Origin of the sequence: Cytobacillus sp. FSL H8-0458 (genome assembly GCF_038002165.1) — a bacterium.
Taxonomy (GTDB): Bacteria; Bacillota; Bacilli; order Bacillales; family Cytobacillaceae; genus Cytobacillus.
The window spans coordinates 3,747,967-3,771,492 of the sequence record NZ_JBBOBR010000001.1; the positions used below are offsets into that span (position 1 = coordinate 3,747,967).

General features: G+C 42.9%; 25 protein-coding genes, 2 pseudogenes and 3 riboswitches. Of the genes and pseudogenes, 10 read left to right on the forward strand and 17 right to left on the reverse strand.

Translation table 11 applies throughout. The annotated features are described in order from the left end of the window. Positions 1 to 26 precede the first annotated feature (26 nt). The 6 genes and pseudogenes from NYE23_RS18780 (at position 27) to NYE23_RS18805 (ending at position 5,691) form a co-directional block, all read left to right on the forward strand. A complete protein-coding gene (locus NYE23_RS18780; RefSeq protein WP_341080809.1) occupies positions 27 to 1,037 on the forward strand; it encodes a FecCD family ABC transporter permease in 1,011 nt (336 codons plus the stop codon). Next, a complete protein-coding gene (locus NYE23_RS18785) occupies positions 1,034 to 2,041 on the forward strand; it encodes a FecCD family ABC transporter permease (protein WP_341079922.1) in 1,008 nt (335 codons plus the stop codon). Before NYE23_RS18780 ends, NYE23_RS18785 begins: the two co-directional genes overlap by 4 nt. Positions 2,042 to 2,150: 109 nt before the next feature. Further along, positions 2,151 to 2,976, forward strand: a pseudogene (locus NYE23_RS18790) (manganese catalase family protein). Between the two features lie 261 nt (positions 2,977 to 3,237). Further along, positions 3,238 to 3,945, forward strand: coding sequence for a polysaccharide deacetylase family protein (locus tag NYE23_RS18795; protein ID WP_341079923.1), 708 nt, complete (start codon positions 3,238 to 3,240; stop codon positions 3,943 to 3,945). Continuing rightward, a complete protein-coding gene (locus tag NYE23_RS18800; RefSeq protein ID WP_341079925.1) occupies positions 3,942 to 4,529 on the forward strand; it encodes a DedA family protein in 588 nt (195 codons plus the stop codon). The genes NYE23_RS18795 and NYE23_RS18800 overlap by 4 nt, the downstream gene beginning before the upstream one ends. A 16-nt stretch (positions 4,530 to 4,545) precedes the next feature. Then, a complete protein-coding gene (locus NYE23_RS18805) occupies positions 4,546 to 5,691 on the forward strand; it encodes an MGDG synthase family glycosyltransferase (RefSeq protein ID WP_341079926.1) in 1,146 nt (381 codons plus the stop codon). 54 nt (positions 5,692 to 5,745) lie between these two features. Here the strand turns inward: NYE23_RS18805 and NYE23_RS18810 are convergent, their stop codons facing one another. Both NYE23_RS18810 and NYE23_RS18815 read right to left on the reverse strand, forming a co-directional pair. After that, positions 5,746 to 6,582, reverse strand: coding sequence for a DUF6843 domain-containing protein (locus NYE23_RS18810; protein WP_341079928.1), 837 nt, complete (start codon positions 6,580 to 6,582; stop codon positions 5,746 to 5,748). 131 nt (positions 6,583 to 6,713) lie between these two features. Beyond that, entirely contained in the window at positions 6,714 to 7,547 is an 834-nt protein-coding gene (locus NYE23_RS18815) for a TIM barrel protein (RefSeq protein WP_341079929.1), read from the reverse strand. Positions 7,548 to 7,836: 289 nt separating this feature from the next. Between NYE23_RS18815 and NYE23_RS18820 the strand changes: the two are divergent. Then, positions 7,837 to 8,357: pseudogene (locus NYE23_RS18820) on the forward strand (DUF1287 domain-containing protein). 20 nt (positions 8,358 to 8,377) lie between these two features. Here the strand turns inward: NYE23_RS18820 and tenA are convergent. From tenA to NYE23_RS18840, 4 genes are all read right to left on the reverse strand, one after another. Next, positions 8,378 to 9,070: a thiaminase II gene (gene tenA / locus NYE23_RS18825; protein WP_341079930.1), complete on the reverse strand. Its 693-nt coding sequence runs from the start codon at positions 9,068 to 9,070 to the stop codon at positions 8,378 to 8,380. Positions 9,071 to 9,129: 59 nt separating this feature from the next. Continuing rightward, a riboswitch (TPP riboswitch) is annotated at positions 9,130 to 9,232 on the reverse strand. A gap of 136 nt (positions 9,233 to 9,368) precedes the next feature. After that, complete coding sequence (gene thiW, locus NYE23_RS18830) at positions 9,369 to 9,857, reverse strand: energy coupling factor transporter S component ThiW (protein ID WP_341079933.1); 489 nt, start codon at positions 9,855 to 9,857, stop codon at positions 9,369 to 9,371. A gap of 114 nt (positions 9,858 to 9,971) precedes the next feature. Continuing rightward, positions 9,972 to 10,088, reverse strand: a riboswitch (TPP riboswitch). Positions 10,089 to 10,157: 69 nt separating this feature from the next. Further along, positions 10,158 to 10,541, reverse strand: a complete 384-nt coding sequence (locus tag NYE23_RS18835) for a DUF302 domain-containing protein (RefSeq protein WP_341079935.1) — start codon at positions 10,539 to 10,541, stop codon at positions 10,158 to 10,160. 104 nt (positions 10,542 to 10,645) lie between these two features. Continuing rightward, the gene (locus NYE23_RS18840; protein WP_341080811.1) at positions 10,646 to 11,755 is read right to left on the reverse strand and encodes an alpha-hydroxy-acid oxidizing protein; all 1,110 of its coding nucleotides are present in this window, start codon (positions 11,753 to 11,755) and stop codon (positions 10,646 to 10,648) included. 173 nt (positions 11,756 to 11,928) lie between these two features. Here NYE23_RS18840 and NYE23_RS18845 point away from each other — a divergent pair, with 173 nt between their 5' ends. Continuing rightward, on the forward strand, positions 11,929 to 12,300 hold the full coding sequence (locus tag NYE23_RS18845) for a PaaI family thioesterase (RefSeq protein ID WP_341079936.1): 372 nt from the start codon (positions 11,929 to 11,931) through the stop codon (positions 12,298 to 12,300). 57 nt (positions 12,301 to 12,357) lie between these two features. On the opposite strand, the gene NYE23_RS18850 is transcribed toward NYE23_RS18845, so the two are convergent. Next, positions 12,358 to 13,089, reverse strand: coding sequence for a TVP38/TMEM64 family protein (locus tag NYE23_RS18850; RefSeq protein WP_341079938.1), 732 nt, complete (start codon positions 13,087 to 13,089; stop codon positions 12,358 to 12,360). A 528-nt stretch (positions 13,090 to 13,617) separates the two neighbouring features. Then, positions 13,618 to 13,755 (reverse strand): hypothetical protein, encoded by a 138-nt coding sequence (locus NYE23_RS18855; RefSeq protein WP_341079940.1) that lies wholly within the window; start codon positions 13,753 to 13,755, stop codon positions 13,618 to 13,620. 143 nt (positions 13,756 to 13,898) lie between these two features. Here NYE23_RS18855 and NYE23_RS18860 point away from each other — a divergent pair, with 143 nt between their 5' ends. Further along, complete coding sequence (locus NYE23_RS18860) at positions 13,899 to 14,447, forward strand: GNAT family N-acetyltransferase (protein ID WP_341079942.1); 549 nt, start codon at positions 13,899 to 13,901, stop codon at positions 14,445 to 14,447. Between the two features lie 172 nt (positions 14,448 to 14,619). Here NYE23_RS18860 and NYE23_RS18865 read toward each other — a convergent pair whose 3' ends face one another. The 5 genes from NYE23_RS18865 to NYE23_RS18885 all read right to left on the reverse strand — a co-directional run bounded on the left by NYE23_RS18865 (position 14,620) and on the right by NYE23_RS18885 (position 19,010). Then, on the reverse strand, positions 14,620 to 15,402 hold the full coding sequence (locus NYE23_RS18865) for a TerC family protein (RefSeq protein WP_341079943.1): 783 nt from the start codon (positions 15,400 to 15,402) through the stop codon (positions 14,620 to 14,622). A 14-nt stretch (positions 15,403 to 15,416) separates the two neighbouring features. Beyond that, the gene (locus tag NYE23_RS18870; protein ID WP_341079945.1) at positions 15,417 to 15,542 is read right to left on the reverse strand and encodes an FbpB family small basic protein; all 126 of its coding nucleotides are present in this window, start codon (positions 15,540 to 15,542) and stop codon (positions 15,417 to 15,419) included. 319 nt (positions 15,543 to 15,861) lie between these two features. Beyond that, the gene (locus NYE23_RS18875) at positions 15,862 to 16,857 is read right to left on the reverse strand and encodes a hypothetical protein (protein ID WP_341079947.1); all 996 of its coding nucleotides are present in this window, start codon (positions 16,855 to 16,857) and stop codon (positions 15,862 to 15,864) included. Between the two features lie 176 nt (positions 16,858 to 17,033). Beyond that, positions 17,034 to 17,240: a twin-arginine translocase TatA/TatE family subunit gene (locus tag NYE23_RS18880; RefSeq protein ID WP_341079948.1), complete on the reverse strand. Its 207-nt coding sequence runs from the start codon at positions 17,238 to 17,240 to the stop codon at positions 17,034 to 17,036. 15 nt (positions 17,241 to 17,255) lie between these two features. After that, positions 17,256 to 19,010 carry an alkaline phosphatase D family protein gene (locus NYE23_RS18885; RefSeq protein ID WP_341079950.1) on the reverse strand — a complete coding sequence of 585 codons (1,755 nt, stop codon included), beginning with the start codon at positions 19,008 to 19,010 and terminating at the stop codon, positions 17,256 to 17,258. 313 nt (positions 19,011 to 19,323) lie between these two features. On the opposite strand from NYE23_RS18885, the gene NYE23_RS18890 reads away from it, so the two are divergent. Further along, entirely contained in the window at positions 19,324 to 19,641 is a 318-nt protein-coding gene (locus NYE23_RS18890; RefSeq protein WP_341079952.1) for a hypothetical protein, read from the forward strand. Between the two features lie 230 nt (positions 19,642 to 19,871). Here the strand turns inward: NYE23_RS18890 and NYE23_RS18895 are convergent, their stop codons facing one another. The 4 genes from NYE23_RS18895 to NYE23_RS18910 all read right to left on the reverse strand — a co-directional run bounded on the left by NYE23_RS18895 (position 19,872) and on the right by NYE23_RS18910 (position 23,299). After that, a complete protein-coding gene (locus tag NYE23_RS18895; protein WP_341079955.1) occupies positions 19,872 to 19,997 on the reverse strand; it encodes an FbpB family small basic protein in 126 nt (41 codons plus the stop codon). Between the two features lie 69 nt (positions 19,998 to 20,066). After that, positions 20,067 to 20,933: a formyltetrahydrofolate deformylase gene (purU, locus tag NYE23_RS18900; protein WP_341079956.1), complete on the reverse strand. Its 867-nt coding sequence runs from the start codon at positions 20,931 to 20,933 to the stop codon at positions 20,067 to 20,069. Positions 20,934 to 21,071: 138 nt separating this feature from the next. Beyond that, positions 21,072 to 21,172, reverse strand: a riboswitch (glycine riboswitch). Positions 21,173 to 21,338: 166 nt separating this feature from the next. After that, complete coding sequence (locus NYE23_RS18905) at positions 21,339 to 22,526, reverse strand: MFS transporter (RefSeq protein WP_341079958.1); 1,188 nt, start codon at positions 22,524 to 22,526, stop codon at positions 21,339 to 21,341. 140 nt (positions 22,527 to 22,666) lie between these two features. Further along, positions 22,667 to 23,299 carry a glycosyltransferase gene (locus NYE23_RS18910; protein WP_341079960.1) on the reverse strand — a complete coding sequence of 211 codons (633 nt, stop codon included), beginning with the start codon at positions 23,297 to 23,299 and terminating at the stop codon, positions 22,667 to 22,669. Positions 23,300 to 23,526 lie beyond the last annotated feature (227 nt).

Below are 23,526 nucleotides of genomic sequence, written 5' to 3' on the forward strand. Positions count from 1 at the left end.
TAAATCCGAAGAAAGATGGAAGTACAATGACTAAAGATGCTCAACGCTTCATTCCTTTTATCTATAAACTTGCGGCAGGTTTCGTCATTTTTGCCGTCATGTTTGTGGCTGCTTGTGTGTTCGGGGCAGCCGATGTTACGGTCAGAGATGTTTGGCTTGCACTAACCTCCAATGCTTCCGGAGAAAAAATCTCCATCATTCGTGAAATCCGTCTGCCCCGAGAAATTGCGGCCATTTTTGTCGGAGCTGCACTTAGCATCTCTGGCGCCATCATGCAGGGAATGACAAGAAACCCTCTTGCTGATCCAGGCCTGCTCGGACTAACGGCAGGAGCAAATGCTGCACTTGCCATAACGCTTGTTCTTATCCCTTCAGCAAATTACATTGGAATTCTGTTTGCCTGTTTCATCGGTGCAGCTATCGGTGCGGGGATGGTATTCGGCATTGGCGCCATGAAAAAAGGAGGCTTTTCTCCGATTCGAATCGTTTTAGCAGGAGCCGCTGTTTCTGCCTTCCTTTTTGCAATAGCTGAAGGGATCGGCATCTATTTTAAGATTTCAAAAGATGTCAGCTTGTGGACAGCAGGCGGGCTCGTCGGCACATCCTGGTCCCAGCTGCAAATTATTGTCCCGGTTATTTCAGCAGGCATACTCGTTTCCCTTTTTCTTTCCAAGCAGCTTACGATACTTAGCTTAAACGAAGAAGTGGCTGTAGGCTTGGGACAGAATACAACTCAAATTAAAGTCATCCTGTTTATCTTAGTCACCCTGCTTGCAGGGGCAGCTGTTGCACTGGTCGGCAATATGGCATTTATCGGATTGATGGTGCCTCATATCGTCCGTGCCATTGCCGGAACGGATTATCGCTATATTCTTCCCTTGTCCGCTCTCACAGGAGCTTCATTCATGCTTCTTGCCGATACACTCGGGAGAACCATCAATGCTCCATACGAAACTCCTGTTGCGGCCATAATTGCCGTAATGGGGCTCCCTTTTTTCCTGTTCATTGTTCATAAAGGGGGTAAGGCGTTTTCATGATTCAGCCAGAGTTAGTAAAAAAACAGCGAATTTTAATGGCCATTTTATCCGTACTTATTATTGTTACCATTGTTATTGGGATGGGATTAGGCTATGCCTCCCTTTCCTATGACCGGTTAATCCCGACCATCCTTGGACAGGGAACTTTTAAAGAGGAGTTCGTGTTATTTTCCATACGGCTGCCGAGAGTGTTTATCACAGTGTTAGCCGGTATGGCACTGGCACTATCGGGTGCGATTTTACAGGGAATTACACGCAATGATCTGGCGGATCCAGGCATTATCGGCATAAATTCAGGTGCAGGGGTTGCGATCGCCATTTTCTTTCTGTTCGTCCCGATTGAAGCAGGCACTTTCATCTACATGCTGCCGTTATGCGCATTTTTTGGCGCTTTGCTTACCGCTATCCTCATCTATGCTTTTTCCTATAAAAAAGACGAGGGGCTTCAGCCAGTAAAAATGGTACTTGTCGGAGTCGGGTTTTCCATGGCGCTATCAGGTGTAATGATTGTCCTGATTTCCTCAGCTGAAAGAGAGAAAGTTGATTTCATAGCAAAATGGCTATCAGGGAATATCTGGGGAACGGATTGGCCTTTCATCTGGGCACTCCTCCCTTGGCTGCTAGTGCTTATTCCATTCACTTTATATAAGGCAAATCGTTTGAATCTATTAAGCTTAAGTGAGCCTGTCGCCATCGGCATAGGGGTATCCATTGAAAAAGAACGGATCATCCTTCTGCTTACAGCCGTTGCATTGGCAGCTTCTGCTGTTTCTGTAACAGGCGGGATTGCCTTTATCGGCTTAATTGCTCCGCACATGGCTAAAGCGCTTGTCGGGCCGAGGAATCAGCTTTTCATTCCGATCGCCATTCTATTAGGAGGCTGGCTTCTATTATTTGCCGACACGCTCGGCCGGAACCTGGCAGATCCGGACGGCCTGCCAGCCGGAATTATGGTTGCGATTATTGGAGCTCCATATTTTATGTATCTATTATTAAAGAAATGACGTGCCGGCATGCACGTCATTTTTTATTATTTATGTTTTTTTCTGGTATTACTGGGCAAATATATAGAGTCTCATCATTTAACAGTTTAATAGAATTTGAGGAATTTAGATGTTTTTTCATGTAAAGGATTGCAATTTGTAGCGAAGCCGGAACGTCCGGATCCCATTTTTGCGAAAAAGCTTCAAGAACTGATTGGCGGCCAATATGGTGAAATGACCGTTGCCATGCATACATGTTTCAGGGCTGGGCCACTCGCGGAAATGAAAAATATCGTGATCTTCTCCTCGATATTGGTACTGAGGAAATTGGACATGTGGAAATGCTCGCGACAATGGTTGCCAGACTGATGGACAATGCCCCAATTAATCAGCATGAAGAAGCAGCGAAGGATCCAGTCGTTGGCGCGATCATGTGAGGAATGAATCCTCAGCATGCCATTGTCTCAGGACTTGGCGCACGACCGGCAGACAGTGTTGGGAACCCTTGGATGGGCACTTATATTACAGCCAGCGGGAACTTACTAGCAGACTTCCGTTCAAACTTGAATGCAGAATCGCAGGGCCGTCTGCAGGCTGCCCGCCTCTATGAGATGACAGATGATAAAGGCATTAAAGATCTGCTTTCCGTCCTGATTGCCAGAGATGCCTACCACCAAAACCAATGGGCTGCAGCAATAGCAGAGCTTGAGGAAAAAGAAGGCCTGCTTGTCCCCAGCACCTTCCCGCGGGAAAATGAACGCACAGATATCGCTTACACACTCTACAACCTATCAGCAGGCGAAGAAAGCAGCACTGGCAGATGGGCACAGGGCCCTGCTCTTGATGGCCAGGGAGAATACAAATATGTAAGCAATCCGAAGCCGGAAGGCGACAAGCCAATGCTTAAGCCTGCACCTCCAAATCTTCATAACACATTGCCAATGGATTTAAAATAAATTCCGGCCAATACAGGCTGTTGCATTCAGCCTGTTTTATTATTCAATCAAACGTTTGATTGAATTGGACCGGTTTTCCTCTCCTCTCCATTGACTTCCTTCAAATTTTTTATATGATAAAACCATCTCACCTTAAATCATGAATGGAATAATTAATCTAAATTTTATTTTCCTTACATTCACTCTGAACATTAAGGTTACCCTCACTATTAAAAGGGAATGAAAATAAGTGATTCATCCGCTGGAAAGGATCTAGTTTGCATGATTTATTTTTTTACCGCCGCACTGATTATATTTATTAGTTACGCAGTTCTGCCCACTGTGCTCATACGATTGCTGAATTGGGGAATTGTAAAAGATATAACACAGCCAAATTCCATTGCTTTAACCTTTGATGATGGTCCTGATCCTCAGTATACTGCGAGGCTCCTGGATGTCTTAAAAAAGCATGAAGCAAAAGCAGCCTTTTTTGTTGTCGGGGAAAAAGCAGCCAAGCATCCATTGCTGCTTAAAAGAATGCAGGCAGAAGGGCATACAATTGGCATCCATCATTATCGGCATATCTCAAGCTGGATCCTTTCACCGGGATCATTAAAAAAACAGCTGGAACAAACAAAACAATCTATAGAAGCTACAATTAATGAAGAAGTCTATTTCTACCGTCCGCCATGGGGCCACTTCAATTTATTTACCCTTTGGATAGCAAGGAATTATAAGATTATTATGTGGTCGGGGATTTTCAAAGATTGGAAGATCAAGCATATGAGGAATACCCTTTCCGATTCGCTGGCAAAAGAAACCGTGCCTGGCCGTATTTTTCTTCTCCACGACAGCGGTGAAACTCTTGGCGCCGACTCCAGTGCACCTGAACATATGATTGCCCATCTGGACGAGTATTTGCAGCAGGAAGCACTAAAAGGGATCCTATTTGTTTCTTTAAAAGAAGTATATCAGGGGCATCGCATATGAGTACTGAAACAATTATTGAATTTATTTCGTCATACGGGTATTGGATCATCTTTTTATTTTTATTTTTCGGGATTGTCGGCATTCCAGCTCCGGAAGAATCGCTATTATTCCTGATTGGCGTGTTAATTGGAAATCACAAATTAAGCTTTGCCGAATCTGCTTTGTGCGCAGAATCAGGTGTGCTGCTCGGAATGCTATCAGCCTATTGGATCGGTAAAAAAGCAGGCACGCCCTTTCTCAGAAAATATGGCAGATATATTGGGATCACGGAAAAAAGATGGAATACCGCACAGAAAAAATACATGGAAAATCATCGTTTTATGATTTTTGCGGGTTTTTATATGCCGGGAATACGTCAGATTAGCCCTTACTTTGCCGGCATTTCAAAAGTACCTTTTCATCAGTATCTTCTATATTCTGCGGCAGGCTCCCTGAGCTGGGTTCTCCCTATAATTGCTGCGGGATACTTTGCAGGAAGTTTCTTAGATATAAATCCTGAGTATGTTCCATATCTAGGGGTTGTTTTATTAGTTTTATTTGTAATTTACATGCTGGTTAAATATGCCAAATCTAAATCCAATTAACAGAAAGGAGGGTATTATGAAAGTTCTCCTGCTCCCATTATTTCAATTTCCCACGGGACATTCAAAAGTAGCCAAAACACTTCAGGACCATATTAAAAGCCAATATCCTGATGCGGAAATTAAAATAGTCGACTTTCTTTCCTATTGCAGTGATAAGCTTGAAAAGCTGGTCTCAGGCATATATTTAAAAGGGTTCCTGGGTGCTCCTTTCCTTTACAGGGCTTTATATTACACCATTATGTATAAACAGCATCCTTTTAAATTGCAGCCTGATTTACAGGTTCTTTCCTATTATTTTGAAAGAAAAATGCAGAAGTTCCTTGATGAAGAAAAACCTGATTTAATATTTTGCACTCATTCTTTTCCATCCGGAATCATCAGTTCACTAAAGCAAAAGGGACAATACCGGGACATTACTGCGGTGAATGTTTACACGGATTTTTTTATAAATGATATATGGGGAAAACGGGGAATTGACTTTCATTTCGTTCCTCATACTGAGGCGAAGGAAAAGCTTATTAAAAAACATCATATTCCGGAGGATCATATTTTTGTTACGGGCATTCCGGTTCATTCTGCCTATCACCTCCCGGCTCCATTCAAGAAAGATAACCAGATACGCCATATCCTGGTTGCAGGAGGAAACAGCGGCTTAGTAAACTGTGATTTTATAGAATCTATACAAAAGGTTCCGCATATTCGATTTCTGATCCTTTGCGGAAATAATGACGAATTGTATAGCTCACTCAAAGCACTTGATTCAAAACAAATCGAGCCCATTGGATATATTGAAGACCCATTTGAAATGAACCAGCTGTATAATAAAGCGGATGCTATTTTGACCAAACCAGGCGGAGTTACAATTAGTGAAGCACTGCAAAAGAAACTTCCGATTCTGGTCCATACCTCACTTCCGGGGCAAGAGGAAATCAATTTGGACTATTTGCTTGAGAAAAATCTGGTGACTGTCATTTACGACAGGCAAATTACTGAACAGCTTAATAATGAAGAAGCTATACTTAGTCTAAGAAAGCACATTGATTCTTATCTGGAAAAAGTCACTTGCCCATTGGACTATGCCATCTTCATTTCAATTAAAAGCACCGGCAGAAAAACGCCGGAAACTGTTCATTCCTTGAGAGCCGTTCCAACTATAAAATAAACCTTCAGGTCATTAATAATTAAACAGCCTGAGATCTCCAGGCTGTTTTTCATATCAATCAAACGTTTGATTGATCAATCCTTCTTCATAAAGAATATCCTCAATACCAGGACCATTTCCTTGATCAGCCATGTCCTCCTCACAGCCAACCGAAAAATAGGTATACGAATAATCATATCCGTCTCCCTGTACACCGCCTGCTCCGCCATGTGAAATACAGCTTTCCGGTATAAGTTCACGCTTTCCCTTGTCATCCACATAATAGTACAAGTCTTCAATATACCCTTCACTTTGCGGTAAAGAGGTAATGGCATATCCCCTGTCATTCACCCGAAATACATCATACTCCCCTTCTGTCTCAGGCACAGGAGCAATCTCTATTTCATGAACAATTCTCACCTGACCGGCATACCCTTTTGGAATCAGATAAAGATCATGAGTTTTTTCTTCCAGATCTGCATGCTGGAGCATCCAAAAGAACCCTGCCGGCAGCAGGCAAGCAACGAGGAAACCTGCTGCATTCAAAGTAACCTTCCTGCCACCTGGCATCTCGCGGTCCCATTTCCGCCACTCGTCCACTAAAAAGAAAAGGACCGCAGAAATAAATGCGCAGAAAGCAAACCCTTCCATAATAAAATAAGTGACTGCAGCCAAAAAAGTATGTATCAAAGCAGCAGCAGGAAACCGCCAAACTGCTAGATTTCTAGTAAGTAACTCGGAAAGCATCGAAACTGGAACACCATATATCACATTTCCGAAAAGGCAGTACAAAAAAACCACAATCAGAAAAAAAGAAAACAGTTCCCCTTCTGAAAAGAAAAAGAGAAGCCAAAATCCAAAGGTAAAAAGAATGGAAGCCTGCAGGGCCGTTTTAATTTTTGATCCCAGCATAGGATAAATGAACCTCCTCTTTTTATTGTGAATAACTTCACATATATCATAGCATATTTACATAATTATTCCCATACTCACTATAATAACCTATCATTTTCAACCTGCTCGAAATTATGCCAGGCTGTGCCCTAACTAGCAGACCCTTCCTCAATCACCTCTATTGCCCACCTGATTCCTTCTTCCACCTCTTCTTCCGGAGGGTTCGTGTGTGGTGTGTACTCCATGACAAAAAATACATCCTCACATTCCTTTGCTAAAAGATCCATCAGCTTCTTAATTTTATGATGACTGCCATCATTCTCATGAGATGGATGCACAGGCACCCAAATATATTTATCACCCTGGTATTCAACATTATGTAAATGAACGACTTTCACAAACTCGGTCCATTTTTCTATATAATTTATGGCCTTCCCGCCTGCGGCCATTATATAATCCCCGATATCAATACATAGGCCTAGTCCGTATTTCCTCCATGTCTCTACAGAAAAACAGTCAAGATATTGAATTCCTGCGGGCGATTGCTTGAATCCCAATTTAGGTTCACACACAATCATAATCCCATATTTTCTCTGAAGAGCACTGAGTTTCTTGAGTCCCTCCTCAATGATCTCTGCCGGGTACCCACTTGTTTCCTTTTTAAAGTAAGGAAAGTGCACCAATATGTATTCAGCCCTAAGCCGGGACACCCTTTCTACTTCCTCCTCAAACTGGATCCATGCTTCCTCTGGATTCATACTGACCTTTTCCAGCAGATCGTATTTGCTTTTTCCCCGGAAAAGAGGCGAATGAAGACCAAAGCTTTTGTTTGTTTTGCCCAGTAATTCAATAAAGCTATGAAAGGATTCTTCATCTTGAAATTCGCCTATCTCAATATGCGGCAAATAACTTTTAAAAAGTTTATGAAACAGCTTGCTGTCTGACAAAATGACGCTTCCCGATAACCCTATTCGATGGACCATGATATCTCCCCTCATACGCATTCTTATATCAATCTTATCATAACCCATGTAACTTATTGGAAAATCACACCGTCTAATCATTAAAATACAAGAGGAGACTTTTATGATTAGAAAAGTGTTGGCTTCCATAATCGGAGTACTGTTATTATTCATTCTTTTTTTCCGGAGCGGAATCATTTTGGATTCCACCGGCATTCATTTTGGAAACCCTTTTGCAAAGAAAGTTGTGGTGCCTTCTGATTACTCACAGGCTGATTTAAATCAAAACGGCATTGCTGAACCACTTGATATGGTCCTGACAGCCAGAAAAGAAGTGGAACAGCGCACTCCATATAAAAGTGCTTACTATGCGGGAGGCTATCCGCCCGATGGCGAAGGTGTCTGTACAGATGTGATTTGGAGGGGTTTCCAGGGGGCTGATGTAACCATAAAGGATCTTATTGATCAGGATATCGCTGAGAATACGGACTTGTATTCAAGAGTCCAGGGCAAGCCGGATCCGAACATTGATTTCAGGAGGTGCCAAACCAGAATGTCTTTTTTAGCCGCTTCGCAAAGTCATTAACAACAGACCTGATTCCAGGAGATGTTAAGAACCTTCAGCAATGGCAGCCGGGTGACATTGTGGTTTTCCTTTCTCCTAAATTCGACCATGTGGCAATCATATCTGATAAACGGACGAAAGATGGCATTCCATACGTTATACATAACTCCACACCATTTGCAGCAGAAGTAAAACTATCTTCTTTTAAGACTCCCATTACCGCTCACTACAGATGGGATTTTGAAAAAACGCCTGCACTGCCATAAAGCAGATGCAGGCGTTTTTCTTATTTTACTACTGCTGCAGGATTGCCCGCCGGCCACTCTTCGCAGGTATAAGCCATCTCCCAGAAGCCAAGCTCCAGCTGGCAGCTTTTTCGGAAAGCATCCTTCATTCGCTGCCTATCTTCCGGTGATGCCGCATCAGCAAGCTCATCCAAACGGTTTCTCATATTCATGGTCACAGCTTCGACTCTAAGATTTGCATAAAAAGAGATCCACGGATAAAACGGATGGTTCTCATCTGGCTCATATTGCTTCATGAGCTCAAGCCCAATTTCCCAATAAGTCCATGGACAAGGCAATAATGCAGCTAGGATTTCACCCATGCCGCCTGTGTGGGCATGATACATCATATGCTTTACATAATGATCAGCTGTTGGCGGGAGCGGATATCCCTGCAATGCTTCGTAATCCACGCCAATCTGCTGGCAAAAATTATGATGGGGATGCACTTCGCTGTTCAATACGAATTCTATTTGCTGATTAAAATAAGCAATATCCTTTCGCTCTGCAGACTTTGAAATGGCAATCCCATAAATATGCATGAACGCATTCAAATACTCAAAATCTGCTTTAATGTAATGGGCCAGTGCCTCTTTCGGCACATCCCCTCTCCCGATCCCCTGGACAAACGGGTGCTCAAATATCAGTTTAAACAAATCTTCATTTTCCTTGCGCAGAATCTCTGAAAAAGTCATAAAAAATAGCCTCCTTATTAAATTCAGAAGCTGCCGGGGAAAAAGCATGAGGATATAGATTGAGGTCCTCACCGCTTCCCTGCGCTGGAATTATCCAGATCAGGTTCCAAGGGACAAAGGAGAAAGCTCCTTATCTCAGCCGTAGCGCCCCTAGCAGTTTTCTAACGTTTTTTGTTTTTTACCAATTTTTCACTTGTGGTTTTTCGCTCATAAATCGTAAATTTCGCTCATAAAGCCAGATTGTTATGATGCTCTCCCCTAATCGGCTTACTTATCTTACTTCTCCAGCCCAAAATCATCACATATTCTGAACCAAATTCTTCTCTTTAACCTTCGCTAACACCATCCAGCCTATCGTCGCACCGGCAATGCTGCTGACCAGAAACGGCGGCACAAAGAAGAATGCACCAGCTGCACTGCCCATAAGAAACTTTGCGAATGGAACGGCAAACAATGCACCGATTATGCCGGTGCCCACCACCTCTCCAGCGGCAGCCCATATTTTCCGTCCGAACTTCAAATAAAGGACACCAGCCAAAAACGCACCGATCATGCCGCCTGGAAACGCAAGCAGCGTCCCGAAACCAAGCAAATTACGCAGCAAAGCAATCATAAAAGCGACTGCTGCTGCAGGCAGGGGTCCAAGGGTCACCGCTGCCAATACATTTACCGCATGCTGGACCGGATAGGCCTTCGCTATACCAGCCGGGAACCAGAGTAAATGGGATCCCAGTGTCCCAATCGCCGTAAATAAAGCCATCGTAGTTAACAATCGGGTTCTGCTCATCTAAACCTCCTTTCTAAAAGGGCAGCCTGATTGCTTATCAGGATAAGAAGTATGTATACAAAAAATGCCAGATCCCCACAAAGGACCCGGCATGGTTTAAGTATATGAATCGACAATTGTCAAATCCTACTTCCCTCCGCTGGCATTAACCAGATCAGGTCCATAAGAGTCGGAAAGCTATAAGCGCTTTCCTCTCAGCCCGCACATTTCGGGGCACCCCTAGTAGTTACATAGATATTTAATTTGATAAGCTGTCTCAAGCTTAACAAATTATCACGGCACTGTCATCAATCTTTTAGCTTATAAACTTTTCTTGATGCACTGGATTAAGCGCTCTTCAATTTCTGCTGCGAAGCTTTGAACAGATTCGTCATTGATTAGCTCAATCATACTAGTCGGCTTAGGCATCCCAATTTTCGTTTTGCCCTTGTCTTCATAGACGACAATTTTACAAGGCAGGAAGTAGCCGGCCATTTTATTCTGTGTTAAAACGCGATGTGCTTCATCCGGATTACATACCTCTAACACATGGAATGCCTCGTTATATTCCAAGCCTTTTTCCTGCAGCTTCTCCTGAACATTAAACTGCCATAGAACTCCGAACTTTTCGTCCTTCAGACTTCCTTCCAGTGAGAATATCGCTTCTTCAATTGATTTTTCGGTTTCAGCTGTGTAATCGAACATGACTGCATCTCCTTTAGTATTGGCATATCAATTATGTACCCCTATAGGTATACTATTAAACACATGCTCCGCTGTCAACAAGCCACGCTTTTTTTAAGAAAGCTTTATCGAATTAACTGCAGACCAGCAATATCCTTTAAGCTCCCCACCCCTGCCAGAGAAAGCGACACTTTTGTTTCTTCTATGAAGTTGGCAAGCACTTTTTCAACTCCATCCTGCCCGCCAACGGCCAAGCCGTACACATACGGCCGCCCCAGACAAACGGCGTCAGCTCCCAGTGCCAGAGCTTTAACCACATCTGAACCTCGGCGAATGCCGCTGTCAAACAATACTGGAATCCGGCCTTTAACTTCCTTCGCAATCGGTTCAAGCGCATCAATCGCCGCAATCACTCCATCAAGCTGTCTGCCGCCATGATTGGAGACAATGATTCCGTCTATCCCTCTTTCAATGGCCAGCCTGGCATCTTCCGGGTGGAGGATGCCCTTTAATAAAATTGGCAGGCTGGTTTTCTCTTTTAATCTGGCAATATGCTCCCAGCTTAATGTTGGATGATGAATATTATCAAGGATCCCCTGTACGACATCGCCGTCCTGGAGAGACCCCATAAAGACTGGATCGCTTTCATAATTTGCTTTTCCATAGCCAAGCTTTAATGGGGAAAAATTGTTTCTTAAATCAGCTTCCCTCCATCCCATCATCACCGTATCAACCGTTAACACAATTGCCTCATACCCTGCTTCCTCTGCACGGCGAACCATACTGAAGGATGCTTCTTCATAATTGGACCAATATAATTGGAACCATTTTGGACTCGAGCCTGTTGCCTTTGCGATTTCTTCAATGGAATAACTGGATACTGTGCTCTGGATAAAAGGAACTCCGAACGAAGCTGCCGCCCGGGCAGATGCCAGCTCACCCTCACTGTGTTCAAGCCGCTGCATTCCAATCGGCGCAAGGAATACTGGATAAGGATACGTTTCACCAAATAAATTCACACTTATATCCGGCACTGAAACATCCCTCAGCATTCTCGGAACAATTGAGTATTTTGCAAAGGATTCGATATTCTTTTTCAACGTTTCTTCCCCGCCTGCTCCTGATTGGACATAGCCAAATCCGCCTGCTCCCATTACTTTCTCTGCTTCTTCTTCCAGTTCCTTAAATGAAATAGGAAAGTTCTCTGCGAAACTAATATTCTCTACTTTTGCCATCATCCAGCCCCGCCTTTTTTTGAATTTATTGAAAATAATATCATCTTTTTAGGTTATTTGAAACCATGTAATAATTTTCGAGCCCCTCCTCTGCAAATTAGCCTCAATAAGCAGGGATTCCACAATAAATCGGGAATAACCATTTTAAACTTAATGAAATTGGAGTGTAGCAAATGCTAATCAAACAGCCTTTTGATGAGTTTCTGAAATTCCATTACGAAAGAATCAGTGAAAGCCATATGAAAGTCACTTTGCCCATCCAGCCGCTCTTTATTAACAGCGCCGGACTGGTGCATGGAGGGATCATTTCCACTCTGGCAGATGTAGCGATGGGGAATATTTTCGAGCCGGATGAAAACCAGATGCAATCCGTGGTCACCGCTGATTTGAAGGTCAGTTTCTTAAAGGGGGCCACAGGTGAATATCTTGTTGCCGATGCTCACCTTCTGAAAAGAGGAAGAAGCCTCAGCCACACGGATTGCCTGATTTATAACGATCAGGACCAGGTAGTTGCCAAAGCATCGGGGATTTTCGTTACTATTTAGAGTGATTAATCCTATCGTTGCCTGAATAGTTTCGCTGACAGCGATAGGAGGAACCATTTAAAGCTTACGGAAAATCCTAATAGCTTCTTTTCTTCTTTTATAAAAGTGAAAAACACTGTAAAATACTCCTATCGCAACCGAAACAACAAATAACAGCTGTAAGCCAGATAAAGATAGTGCATTGGCGAATGAAAGAGAGTAAGCCAGCAGCGAAGAAGTTGCTATTTTGGATATAGACGCAATTCCCAGGAACCTTTTAAATGAAACACCACCCATTCCTGCTCCAACACAAATGATCTCATCCGGCAATATTGGAATAACAAAAAGCAGTACTAGTATGGTGTTTTCATTTCTCTCCATGTATTGTTGGTATTTGTCCAGATGCCGCTCCTTTATAAGCCTCGATACCAGCTTTAATCCCCCTATCCTTGCAATCCAGAACATGACAATAATCCCCGAAAGTGTACCTGTGAATCCAAGAAAGGCAGCGGCACCAGGACCGAAAACGGCACTACCTGCAGGCAGTGTGACGGCTTCAGGAAGCGGCAAAAGTATGGGCTGTAAAAAGCAAATCAGGAAAAAGATGAGCTTTCCCTCCGCTTCATATTCCCTCAGTATACTCTCGAGCCCATAGGCATCATTCAGAACGAGTATCTTTGTTAAATAAAAGGTAATAAAAACGATTAACAGCAGACTGAACATATAAATCAGTGCCAGTCTGCTGTATTTCAATCGGGATAGCCTGCCTGCAGAAGTAAAGTAAAAATCCATCACTAATATGGCAGCCATGCCTGTTATAATAACTCATTTATAAGCAGGCAAAAGTGTCGGCATAAAATTAAACAATATATACAACGATATTAAAATGATAAGCCCATGCAAACTAACTTCAATTTTTCCATTCATACATTTTCCCCTTCTTGCTCTTCTTAATTATAGTTTAAAAAAGAATACAAGAAGGATTAAGCTCCCTCAGCATTAAAATAATCTAAGGCTAGGGACTTAGATAAGAAAAGCGCAAGCGCCTTGCCCACGAATGAACACAGACTAAGAACGCCACGTCCTGTGGCAACGTCTGCTTGACCCCCATCCTCCCAAAAGCTGCCGCTTTCGGTCGTGCGATGTTTATGCTGACGAGGCCTTCCTTGTACTGGGGGCCTCATGCACGAGAAGAGCCTCACGGAAAGCGTCCTTTGCCTTTTTGGGAGGCTCGGCTTGTAACCTCGAGGGTGTAGGCGCTGGAGCTAGACAGTTATCGACGTTCAAAATTTTATACTTTCTTACCTTTTAAAATAAGCAGGTATTATCCTGCTTTTTCTAATACTCTATCTCATCATAATCCTTAGGCTGCGGTACCGGCTGATCCCCCTTATATTTTCCAAACTCATTGACAAGCTCCCTCTCCTCTTTTGGACCTTGTGCCTGTTTTTTATTTTTCTCATCTCTTCTGGTCATTTCTTTTGCTCCTTCCTTATAGTTCTTTAAATTAATATGTGCTCATTATTATTATTTAAAGCATAATTTAGAAGGATTTTTCCTGAACTCTGTAAAATAGATAAAAACAGCACAATCAGATGATTAATAATAAGGAGATTCACATGTTAAAATTAGAACCTTTTACAGAAAAAGACTTCGATTTGCTCATCAGCTGGATTAGTACACCGGAATTATTGGTCCAGTGGAGCGGTGCTCATTTCAAATTCCCGCTAGATCATGAGCAGCTTGCTAAGTATATACACTCTGCGAATCTGGAAACCAGCTCGGATTATATCTTCAAAGTTATGGCAAACGATGAAATCGTCGGTCATATTTGCCTTGGCAGAGTAGACCGTGTCAACGAAACCGCGAGGATGGGCAAGGTTTTCATCCGCCCCGCAGCACGGGGGAAAGGGTATGCTTCAGAAATGATTCATCTAATCCTGAACATAGCCTTCCAGGAGCTGAAATTAAATAGAATCAGTCTCGGGGTTTTTGATTTTAATTTGCCTGCTATTAAGATTTACCAGCAGGCAGGTTTTCAAATGGAAGGACTTCTCAGGCAGACCAATAAAGTTAAAAATGATTATTGGAACTTGATAGAAATGAGCATCCTGAAAGGAGAATGGCAAGCCAGCAACGGGCTCGCCGGTATTCAATCAAACGTTTGATTGAATAGTGCTCATAAGAAAAGCGCAAGCGCCTTGCCCACCTCTTACAAGCACAAGACGAGCCTCCCGGAAAGGCGTCCTTTGCCTTTTTGGGAGGCTCTGCTTGTGACCTCGAGGGGGTATGCGCTGGAGCTAGACAGTTAACAGAGCGGATAACCTCCGCCCTGCTTGATCAGCTTGCTTTTTCCTCTGCTGGCACTTCCTGTTTTTCCTTGGAAAGGAACCATCCAGCTACTGCGATACCGATTAAGACTGCATAGAAAGTAACCTTCCATTCAGTCGACTTGGCAAACCCTTCAGGCAGGATCGCGAGTGCCGGATGGGACATTGTATAGACAGCCAGTTTAACACCAACCCAGCCGACAATTCCAAAAGCTGCAATCTCAAGCCCCGGTCTTCTGTGAAGCAGATCCACAAAGAGGTTTGCAGCAAAACGCATAATAATCAAGCCGATCATACCGCCGGCAAAGATGACAAAGAACTTTCCGCCGTCAAGACCGCCTACATGGCCAAGCCCTGAATCCGGAAGAGCTACAGCCAATGCGACTGCTGCCAGAATAGAGTCTACAGCGAAAGCAATATCAGCAAGCTCTACTTTAAAAACCGTCAGCCAAAAGCCAGATTGCTTTTTTGGTTTAGTGTCCCCTGCTTCTTCCTCGCCTTTTTTCACAAGAAACTTTCTTAATATATGATTGGCCGCAATGAACAGAAGATATAGTGCTCCAATCGCTTGAACCTGCCATACGTCAACTAAATAAGAAATCGCAAATAAGGATCCAAAGCGGAATATAAAGGCTCCTGCCAAACCGTAGAATAAAGCTTTTTTCCTCTGCTCCTCCGGAAGGTGCTTAACCATAATCGCCAGCACCAGCGCGTTATCAGCAGCCAATAAACCCTCCAGCGCCACAAGCAGCAGCAACACCCATCCATACTCAAGTATTAGTGATAATTCCATCTAAGCACCCTCCCTTATTTCACCTTTGTGTATTTTTCGTCTAAACGCTTTTCAATTTTCGCCAGCAATTCCTGATCTCTCAGTAGCTCTTCTTTGTTTTTCTTAATTAATTCAGCAAATGATATCTTAGCTTTTTTCATTTCGGTCTCCTTTCATTCTATTTTTTTAAGTATTGAAAGCTTCGCACTGTTTCCCTGCAGTTATGTCGATTGAGGATTTTCATTGCCAAATATCAGGCAATAAAAAAACCTCTACCAGCAAGCGGTAAAGGTTTTAAAAAACAAAAAAGACCTTTACCCGAAACAGGCAAAGGTCTTGCTAACAACGTTTAGGTTGCCAACAAAGCCGGGAGCTCTTAACTCCGAAATGACGACTCTGCTGTAAAAGCTACTCCCCTTTAGGAGAAACTATTCAACTATTTAAATTAATCATATTCCATTTTGTTCATAATGTCAATGCTTATGCAAATCGGTAATAAATTAAAATGAATGTCGCAAGGACGAAAATAAAGTTTAGGAATACAAACACAAATTGATCTGCTTTAGTTTTATGCAGCTTGATCGGCGGGTTATAGAAAGACACCCCTTCAATGATGAAAATAATCAGCACAATATGGATCATAAAATGCCCAATCACTTCTGTCATGCCAAACAGCATTGTGGTAGTGATGAAAATAACTGTCACAACGAAACCAACTACACGGTTAAGAATCCCTACTACAAGAAGGTAACCGACTACAAACTCAATGAATGCAGCCATAACAACGAATGCAGCTGGTGCAAAACCGAATGTCGGAACTCCGTGATTGGCCACAATATCCAGAGACATGCTTGGATATACCCATTTTTCAACAGCTACCCAGCATAAAGATAAGCCTGTGCCCAAATATAAGAATGGAAATCCAACCTTCTCCAGCTTCGTGCTGCCTACCATCAGGACTCCAATAATGGCAACATAATATCCATAATCAAGCATATGGAAAATGCCATTCTGCATGGTAACGTACACAAACAGCCCCAATAAAATAACGGACCCGGCCTTTGTTGAAATATGATGCGGAATTAGCAGAAAGCCAATCGCTGCCCACGTTAATATCATAGCAATCGTGCTGGTTAAATGAAATTCAGGCGCAAACAATGTTCCGTTCGTTACCTGGATTATTAATGCCGCAGCAGTACCATACTTCAGGATATATCTGCTGTATTTGCGGAAACCTGAGAGCCAGTCATCAAGCTTTTTGGCTTTGGCCCATTGTGATGTCCTTGAGATAATCAAGGTCAAAAGCGCAAGGACAATCGCAGCCGTCAGGGCCAGTCCCATAAATAGAGGTGATAATATATTTTCAATGGTTTCCTTTTGAGGTGCCACATTCGTGAACCATTTCACATGAGCGCTTGTAAAAAAAGGTGTCATGACTAAGCCTGATATTAATAAATACTGGAATATTTTTTTCATGATGATCGTGCCTCCTTGATGGCAGTTAAAAATCATATAAACCATATAAGTACAGTATTAATATATTATACTTTTCTATACTGTGGATTATTCAAAAATGAATATTATGTGAAATGTTTCACATAATACATGCAATTAAAATACAGGCGAAGAGAATTCGCCTGTATTTTAATTCCCTACTTTTCTTTTTTCAGAGCTGAAAGTACTGTTTTTTTCTCTTCATTCTTTACCTCATCTGACACTAAATCTTTTGCGGCACTTTTAAACTCCGTTAAGGTCCGCCCAAATGCCCTCCCAATTTCGGGAAGCTTGGATGGCCCAAATATGATCAATGCAATGACAAGAACGAGAATTAAGCCTGGAATGCCAATGTTGGATATCATCTTCTCACCGTCCTTTTAATGTAATACTTTTTCACGCTTTTTCTTAAGCTGCTTTTCATGTGCCCGGGTATGGGCGCGATGGCGGTCTTCCTCCACCTCAGCAGATATTCGAACTCCCTGAGGGACAGCTGAAGCCGAAACCTGCTTCAAGCCAGCTTGATCTTTTTCAAATACAAAGGATGCTCTCGTTGAAATATCCGCCCCAGGCTCTGTTACGAAAGGAAGCACCCGATAATCTGCACGCCATTGCTCTGGTGTTACCCGGCAGCGGACATAGCCTCTATAATTATTAAAGAACTTAATATGCGGATTCTCTGCAAGCGTCTTTTCCGTATCCCCTCTCACATCTGATCCATTTCCACCTGATGTGATAGAGGTTCCGACAAATTCAGCCCCAATCAGCTTTGCATTTGGATCATTATAGTCTGTTAGAATATTGGAAGCCCAGCTTGCATGAACATCCCCAGTCAGAACAATTAGGTTTCCGATATTGTTTGAAACAGCAAAATCAGCCAAACGCTGCCGGGCAGCAGGGTAACCATCCCATGCATCCATGCTGAACTTCGGCGAAGCAATTGTCCCGAAATTTCTCTGGGCAAAGAACACCTGCTGTGCAAGGACATTCCAATGCGCTTGGGAGCTGGCTAGATTGCTTTCAACCCATTGTTCCTGTTCCTTGCCAAGGAGAGTCCGGGCTGGATCAAGCGACTCCGGCGTATGCGGCTTGCTGCCATCGCCATTTGCCTGGTCATCCCGATATTGCCGCGAATCAAGCACAAGGAATGACGCCAGGCTGCCGTAGCTGAACTCCCTATACAACTGCATACCATCACCATTTGGCATGGAAGATAACCGGAGCGGCATGTGCTCATAATATGCCTGATAAGCTGCTGCCCTGCGTTTAATAAATGCTTCAGCTGACTGGCCTTTTTCCGGAACCCCTCCTGCATAGTTATTTTCCACCTCGTGGTCATCCCAAGTGACCACCCAAGGGAAAGCAGCATGAGCTTCTCTCAGATGCTGATCAGATTTGTACTGAGCATGGCGATTCCGATAATCTTCTAGAGAGATAATTTCCGGTCCGCTATGATGGCGGACATTTCCTGTTGGTGAAATATATTCATTTGATCCATATTCATATATGTAGTCTCCAAGGTGAATGACAAAATCCAAATTTTCCTTTGCCATATGCTGATAGGCTGTAAAAAACCCATGTTCATACTGCTGACATGAAGCAAATGCAAATGATAGCCCTGATACTTTAGCACCCGCAGGCGGAAGTGTCTTTGTTTTGCCAATTGGGCTTAGTTCATTGCCGCTTTTAAAACGATAATAATAGACAGTGTTCGGCATTAAGCCTTCTGCCTCCACATGCACAGAATGCGCCAATTCCGGCACCGCAATTTCAGTCCCGTGTTTAACAACTTTTCGGAAGTGTTCATCTGCAGCAAGTTCCCATTTGACTGGTACAGCATGTTTTGGCATCCCGCCTCCATTAAGCGGATCGGGCGCTAACCTTGTCCATAAAACCACACTGTCCGAAAGAGGATCTCCTGATGCGACCCCGAGCGTAAAAGGGTATTTGCTGAACTTAGGAGCAGCATCAACCTTTAGATTGCCCATCCCTAATGATTGCGCCATAGCCAGGGCAAGCGAAAAACCGGCAATTTTCCCTGCACCAGATAAAAAGCTCCGGCGGTCAATGTCCCTCTTCAAGTTCTCTTCATTAAACTTCCTGATTAAATCATCAATCGACCTCTCATTGTTCATTTTCTTCACCTCTTAATTCAATCTGGATTCACAGTTAATTATAAGAGGCATTTTTTAAAGCAATATGAAGATGTGTAAAGGAGAATGACAATACCTCTGCCTATTTTATCAGGACTTTTGTAAGGATTTGGGTTTCTTTCAGCCTATAATCTAGACTTGCAGCCAAAATGCCTTTGTACCCCTGTATCATTTGTCCCAACTTTTTTTACAATATATACATAGAATATTAACGAATCCTGTCAAAATCTTTTAGTTTACTAATCTATAAATAGTGGTTATGATGATAGTTATAATCTTGAAAAGGGGTGAGGGAATGGGGAAACGTCAGGTAATGCCACTTTTACTGCTGTCTGTGTTTTTATCCTTTCTCATTACCCAATATCCTGGTGTCCATTATAATGACATTCCGATGGACCAAAGCAAAGCGGTAACAGTTTCTGACTTTACCGAGAGCTTCCTATTAAAAGATGATCCCAAAAAGCATATCTTCACGTTCGATATCATCTCTTTATCCATTACAATTCTGGCAGTTATCCTTTTTGTATATAGAGCCCTGCACATCGCCCGCAGGAAAAAGATTTTTTATACTCCAATTTTCTACGAGGCGAATTATGTCATTCAAGCTCCTTAATTGTCCAACAAAACAATTAAAGGAGGAAGACATAATGTGGATTAGATTTTTAATGATTGGGTTATTTTCATTAACAGCTTCCAGCCTGTTCTTTTATCAGGGGATGGAAATGTATCATGCTTTCACAGATTTCTTTAGACAAAAATAAGAAGTTGGCGCCCAGGGATTCCCTGGGCGTTTTTAATTCATTAAAAAACCGGCCTGCTTTATCCCCAGGCCGGTGTACTTTCTTACTGTGCTTTTGCATATTTATCGTCTATTTTTTTTTCGATCTTCTCAAGCTCACGGCGATCTCTTAAAAGTTCTTCTCTATTAGCCTTAATCATTTCAGGCATTGATAATTTTTTCTTTTTCATTTCTGCTCACCTTCTTTCATGATGTTGGTAATCTTCTTGATGCAAGATCTTTTTTTTTGACAGTGCCTCTTAAAAAACAATCGTCTTATTGCCATGCACTATGACTTTGTCTTCCACATGCCAGGCGACTGCCTGTGCGAGGACCTGCCTCTCCACATGCCTGCCGGCAATTTTGAGATCCTGTGCAGTGTGCCTGTGGTTAACCCGCTGGACATCCTGCTCAATGATCGGGCCTTCATCCAAATCATTTGTTACATAATGGGCGGTTGCCCCAATCAGCTTGACTCCGCGGTTAAACGCCCGTGCATAAGGATTGGCTCCCACGAAGGCCGGCAGAAAGCTGTGATGGATATTGATGATCCTGTTTGGATATTTGGAAATAAAGCTTGGCGAAAGAATCTGCATATATCTCGCCAGCACAATGAAATCCGCTTTTCCTTCCAGCAGCTCAACCGCCTTTTGCTCGGCTTCCGCTTTATTGTCCGGCGTAATCGGAACATGATGATAGGGTATTCCGAAACCCTCCACCACTTCCCTCATGTCGGGATGATTGCTGATCACCAGGGGAATATCCACTTCAAGCTCCTTCGATTTCCAGCGCCACAGCAGCTCGAGCAGACAGTGATCCATTTTAGAAACAAATATGGCCATCCGCTTGCGCTCGCCTTTGCCGCTCAGCTTCCACTCCATAGAGTATTCCCTGGCCATTTCAGGCAGATCCTCTTTCAGTTTTGGAAAGGACTCATCAAAATGATTCATATCGAATTCAATCCGCATGAAGAAGATGCCTGCCAGCGGATCTGTTGTGTGCTGGTCAAAATGCACAATGTTCGCGTTATGCTCCAGCAGAAAGTTAGAGACTGTGGAGATGATGCCTGGCCTCTCTGGACAGGATATCAGTAATGTCGCCCGGTTTGCGTTAACATTTGTATTCATCTAGATTCCTCCAACTGCCTTGCCATCCATAAAAAAAGGACAGAAAAAAGGCGGCTTGTTTATCCCCCTTCTCTGTCCTTTTACCTGAGAGTTTGACCCCTTTGGTGTCGCAAAGTCCATGCGCGCTCTCCAGAGATGCGTCCGACTGAGGTTCTGTCTACCTGAGAGATTGGCTTCAAGGGTATTTTTGAAGCTTGCTCCTTCGGTGGCTACTGTATGCTCTCTCCCGCAGCCGTCATTCGCTCAATATTTTTGTTATTTTCAGAATAATATATTTTTTAAATTATGTCAATCGAACTAGGTTTCTTTCACAAAATTGCCACAATTTCCGTCTGGCTTTAAAGCTGATTTACTTTGGAAAAAGAAAAGTAAAAAAGCTCGAAGACAAAGTCTCCAAGCCTTTTTCTACACAGAAGCCTTCGGTTTAGGCTCCCTTTTTTGCCATGCAGCCGTGATAAATAACGTAACAATCAATAATGCCAGACCGAGAACAAACGGATAGGTTATCCGTACATCATAAAGTACACCGGCTATCGTTGGCCCCAGAACGTTTCCAATACTCATATAAGCATTGTTCATTCCCATCGCAAATCCCTGTTCATTACCGGCCATTTTTGAGATTAGCGTGGTTAAAACCGGGCGAAGAATGGAAGTTGCAAGGAAAATGATCAGCGAAATAACGAAGAAAAGTGCATAGCTGCCTGCAAACAGTGAGACAAGGAATCCTGACGCTGCAACAGCCAAAAAGATATTCAATACCTTTCCTTCTCCAAATCTCCTAACCACCCGATCGACGACAAACAACTGTACAATAACACTAATGATCCCCGTCGAAGTCACCATAACCGCTATTTCCTGCGGAGTGGCAGCAAATTCATTATCCAGATAAAGCCCCAGAACTGATTCATAAGCCATTAATCCAAAGCTCATCACCAATGTAATGACAAGCGGAATAAAATAAGGCTTCTTAACAGACATTGCCAGCTTCTTGACCATTGGTTCCTCTTCTGGCATCTCTCCTGGTCCGGTCTGCAAGGTGCTGCTTTCTTCGAGGAGCACAATGGAGAATAGAACAGCCACTAGAGATACAAGCGCTGAAATCAGAAATGGCATTTTCAGGCCGAAGTCTGCCAAAAACCCGCCAATTCCAGGTCCAACCACAATTCCGAGTGACATCGCAGCTGATACAAGGCCATTCCCTTTTGCACGCTGCTCCAGGGTAGTAATATCAGCAATGTAAGCAAAAATAGCCGGAATCAGCAAGGCAGCTCCAACGCCTCCAATGACACGTGAAAAGTAAAGCAGCCAAATGGAATCTACTGCATAAAAGACAAGCATGGATAATGTCAAACCAGCTAACCCGTAAATAATCATCTTTCTGCGGCCGTACTGGTCCGCCCATTTCCCCGCAATGGGAGAAAAAATCAGCTGGGCACCCGCAAAAATGGCAATCATCAGGCCTGCTGCCGTTCCTCCCTGATTAATGGATTCCAAATAAGCCGGCAAAATCGGAATAATAATTCCAAAGCTTCCGATTGCAATAAACATATTGATCATCAAAATGATCATCTTTTTCTTTTGATCCCCTGACAAAACGGATACCCCTCCTTCTATATGTGAAAAATTTACATTATTTTTTTCGGCACGCTAAATAGCTTATAATGAGACAGGCTGCTTTGTCAAAGGAAAAAAAGAGAAGCTGCAGCATGTGCTGAAGCCTCTTGTGTTTACCTTTAAAATTTGTCCGGGAATTGCTTCACAACCGCATCAGAAATGGCATCAGCCATCCTGATAATATGTGTTACTCCATCATCAATTGCCACGATTCTTGCTTCCCAATCCTTAACAAGACTTGCTGTCAGATCATCTGTTACTAATTCCAAATGCTTATAAAGCAGTTTTTTCACATCTTCATTTTTCAGATTTGGATTGGCTCCGCTTAGAAATACCGAGATATCATCAGCATTGCGATGCCACTCTTTGTTCAGCTGATTCACTTTGGCGCCTTGCCCGCTCTTTGCTGCCTCCACAATATTACCTGCAATGACAATATGCTCTTTAAGCAGTTCTGTCAGCTTAGCTCCTGCAGCTTCGCCGTAATAAGGCTTGATGGAATTCCCTATCTCCTCCTGATTTTTAAGCAGGCGGGCCAATACCTGCTTCTGATCCTCCGCTCCAGCAGTTGTGGCACTTGTAATATAGTTGCTTGTCCATAATACATGGTCGATCCAAAGTCTGCGGAATTCGTTTTCAAACTTAACCTCTGATTGGGTGAGACACGTTTTTTGTGCAGCTGCACTGCCCGGAGCTGCCAGCATATTCAGCGGCATGAACAGCATTATTCCTATGATCAATAATTTCTTCATATCCTTTTCTCCTTCCTAATTGAAAAAGCCTCCTTCTTATTTTGATTATTCTAAGACTTTTCATTCCAAAAAATAAAGCTCGAGGCTAATGCCCCAAGCTTTTTCAATCAAACGTTTGATTTATTTGCATATAAAGCATATTTACTTTCAGATAAATCATTTTACTATCGTATAGACAGAATTACTTTAAGATAACCCATTTAACTTTCGTATAAAAAGATTTACCT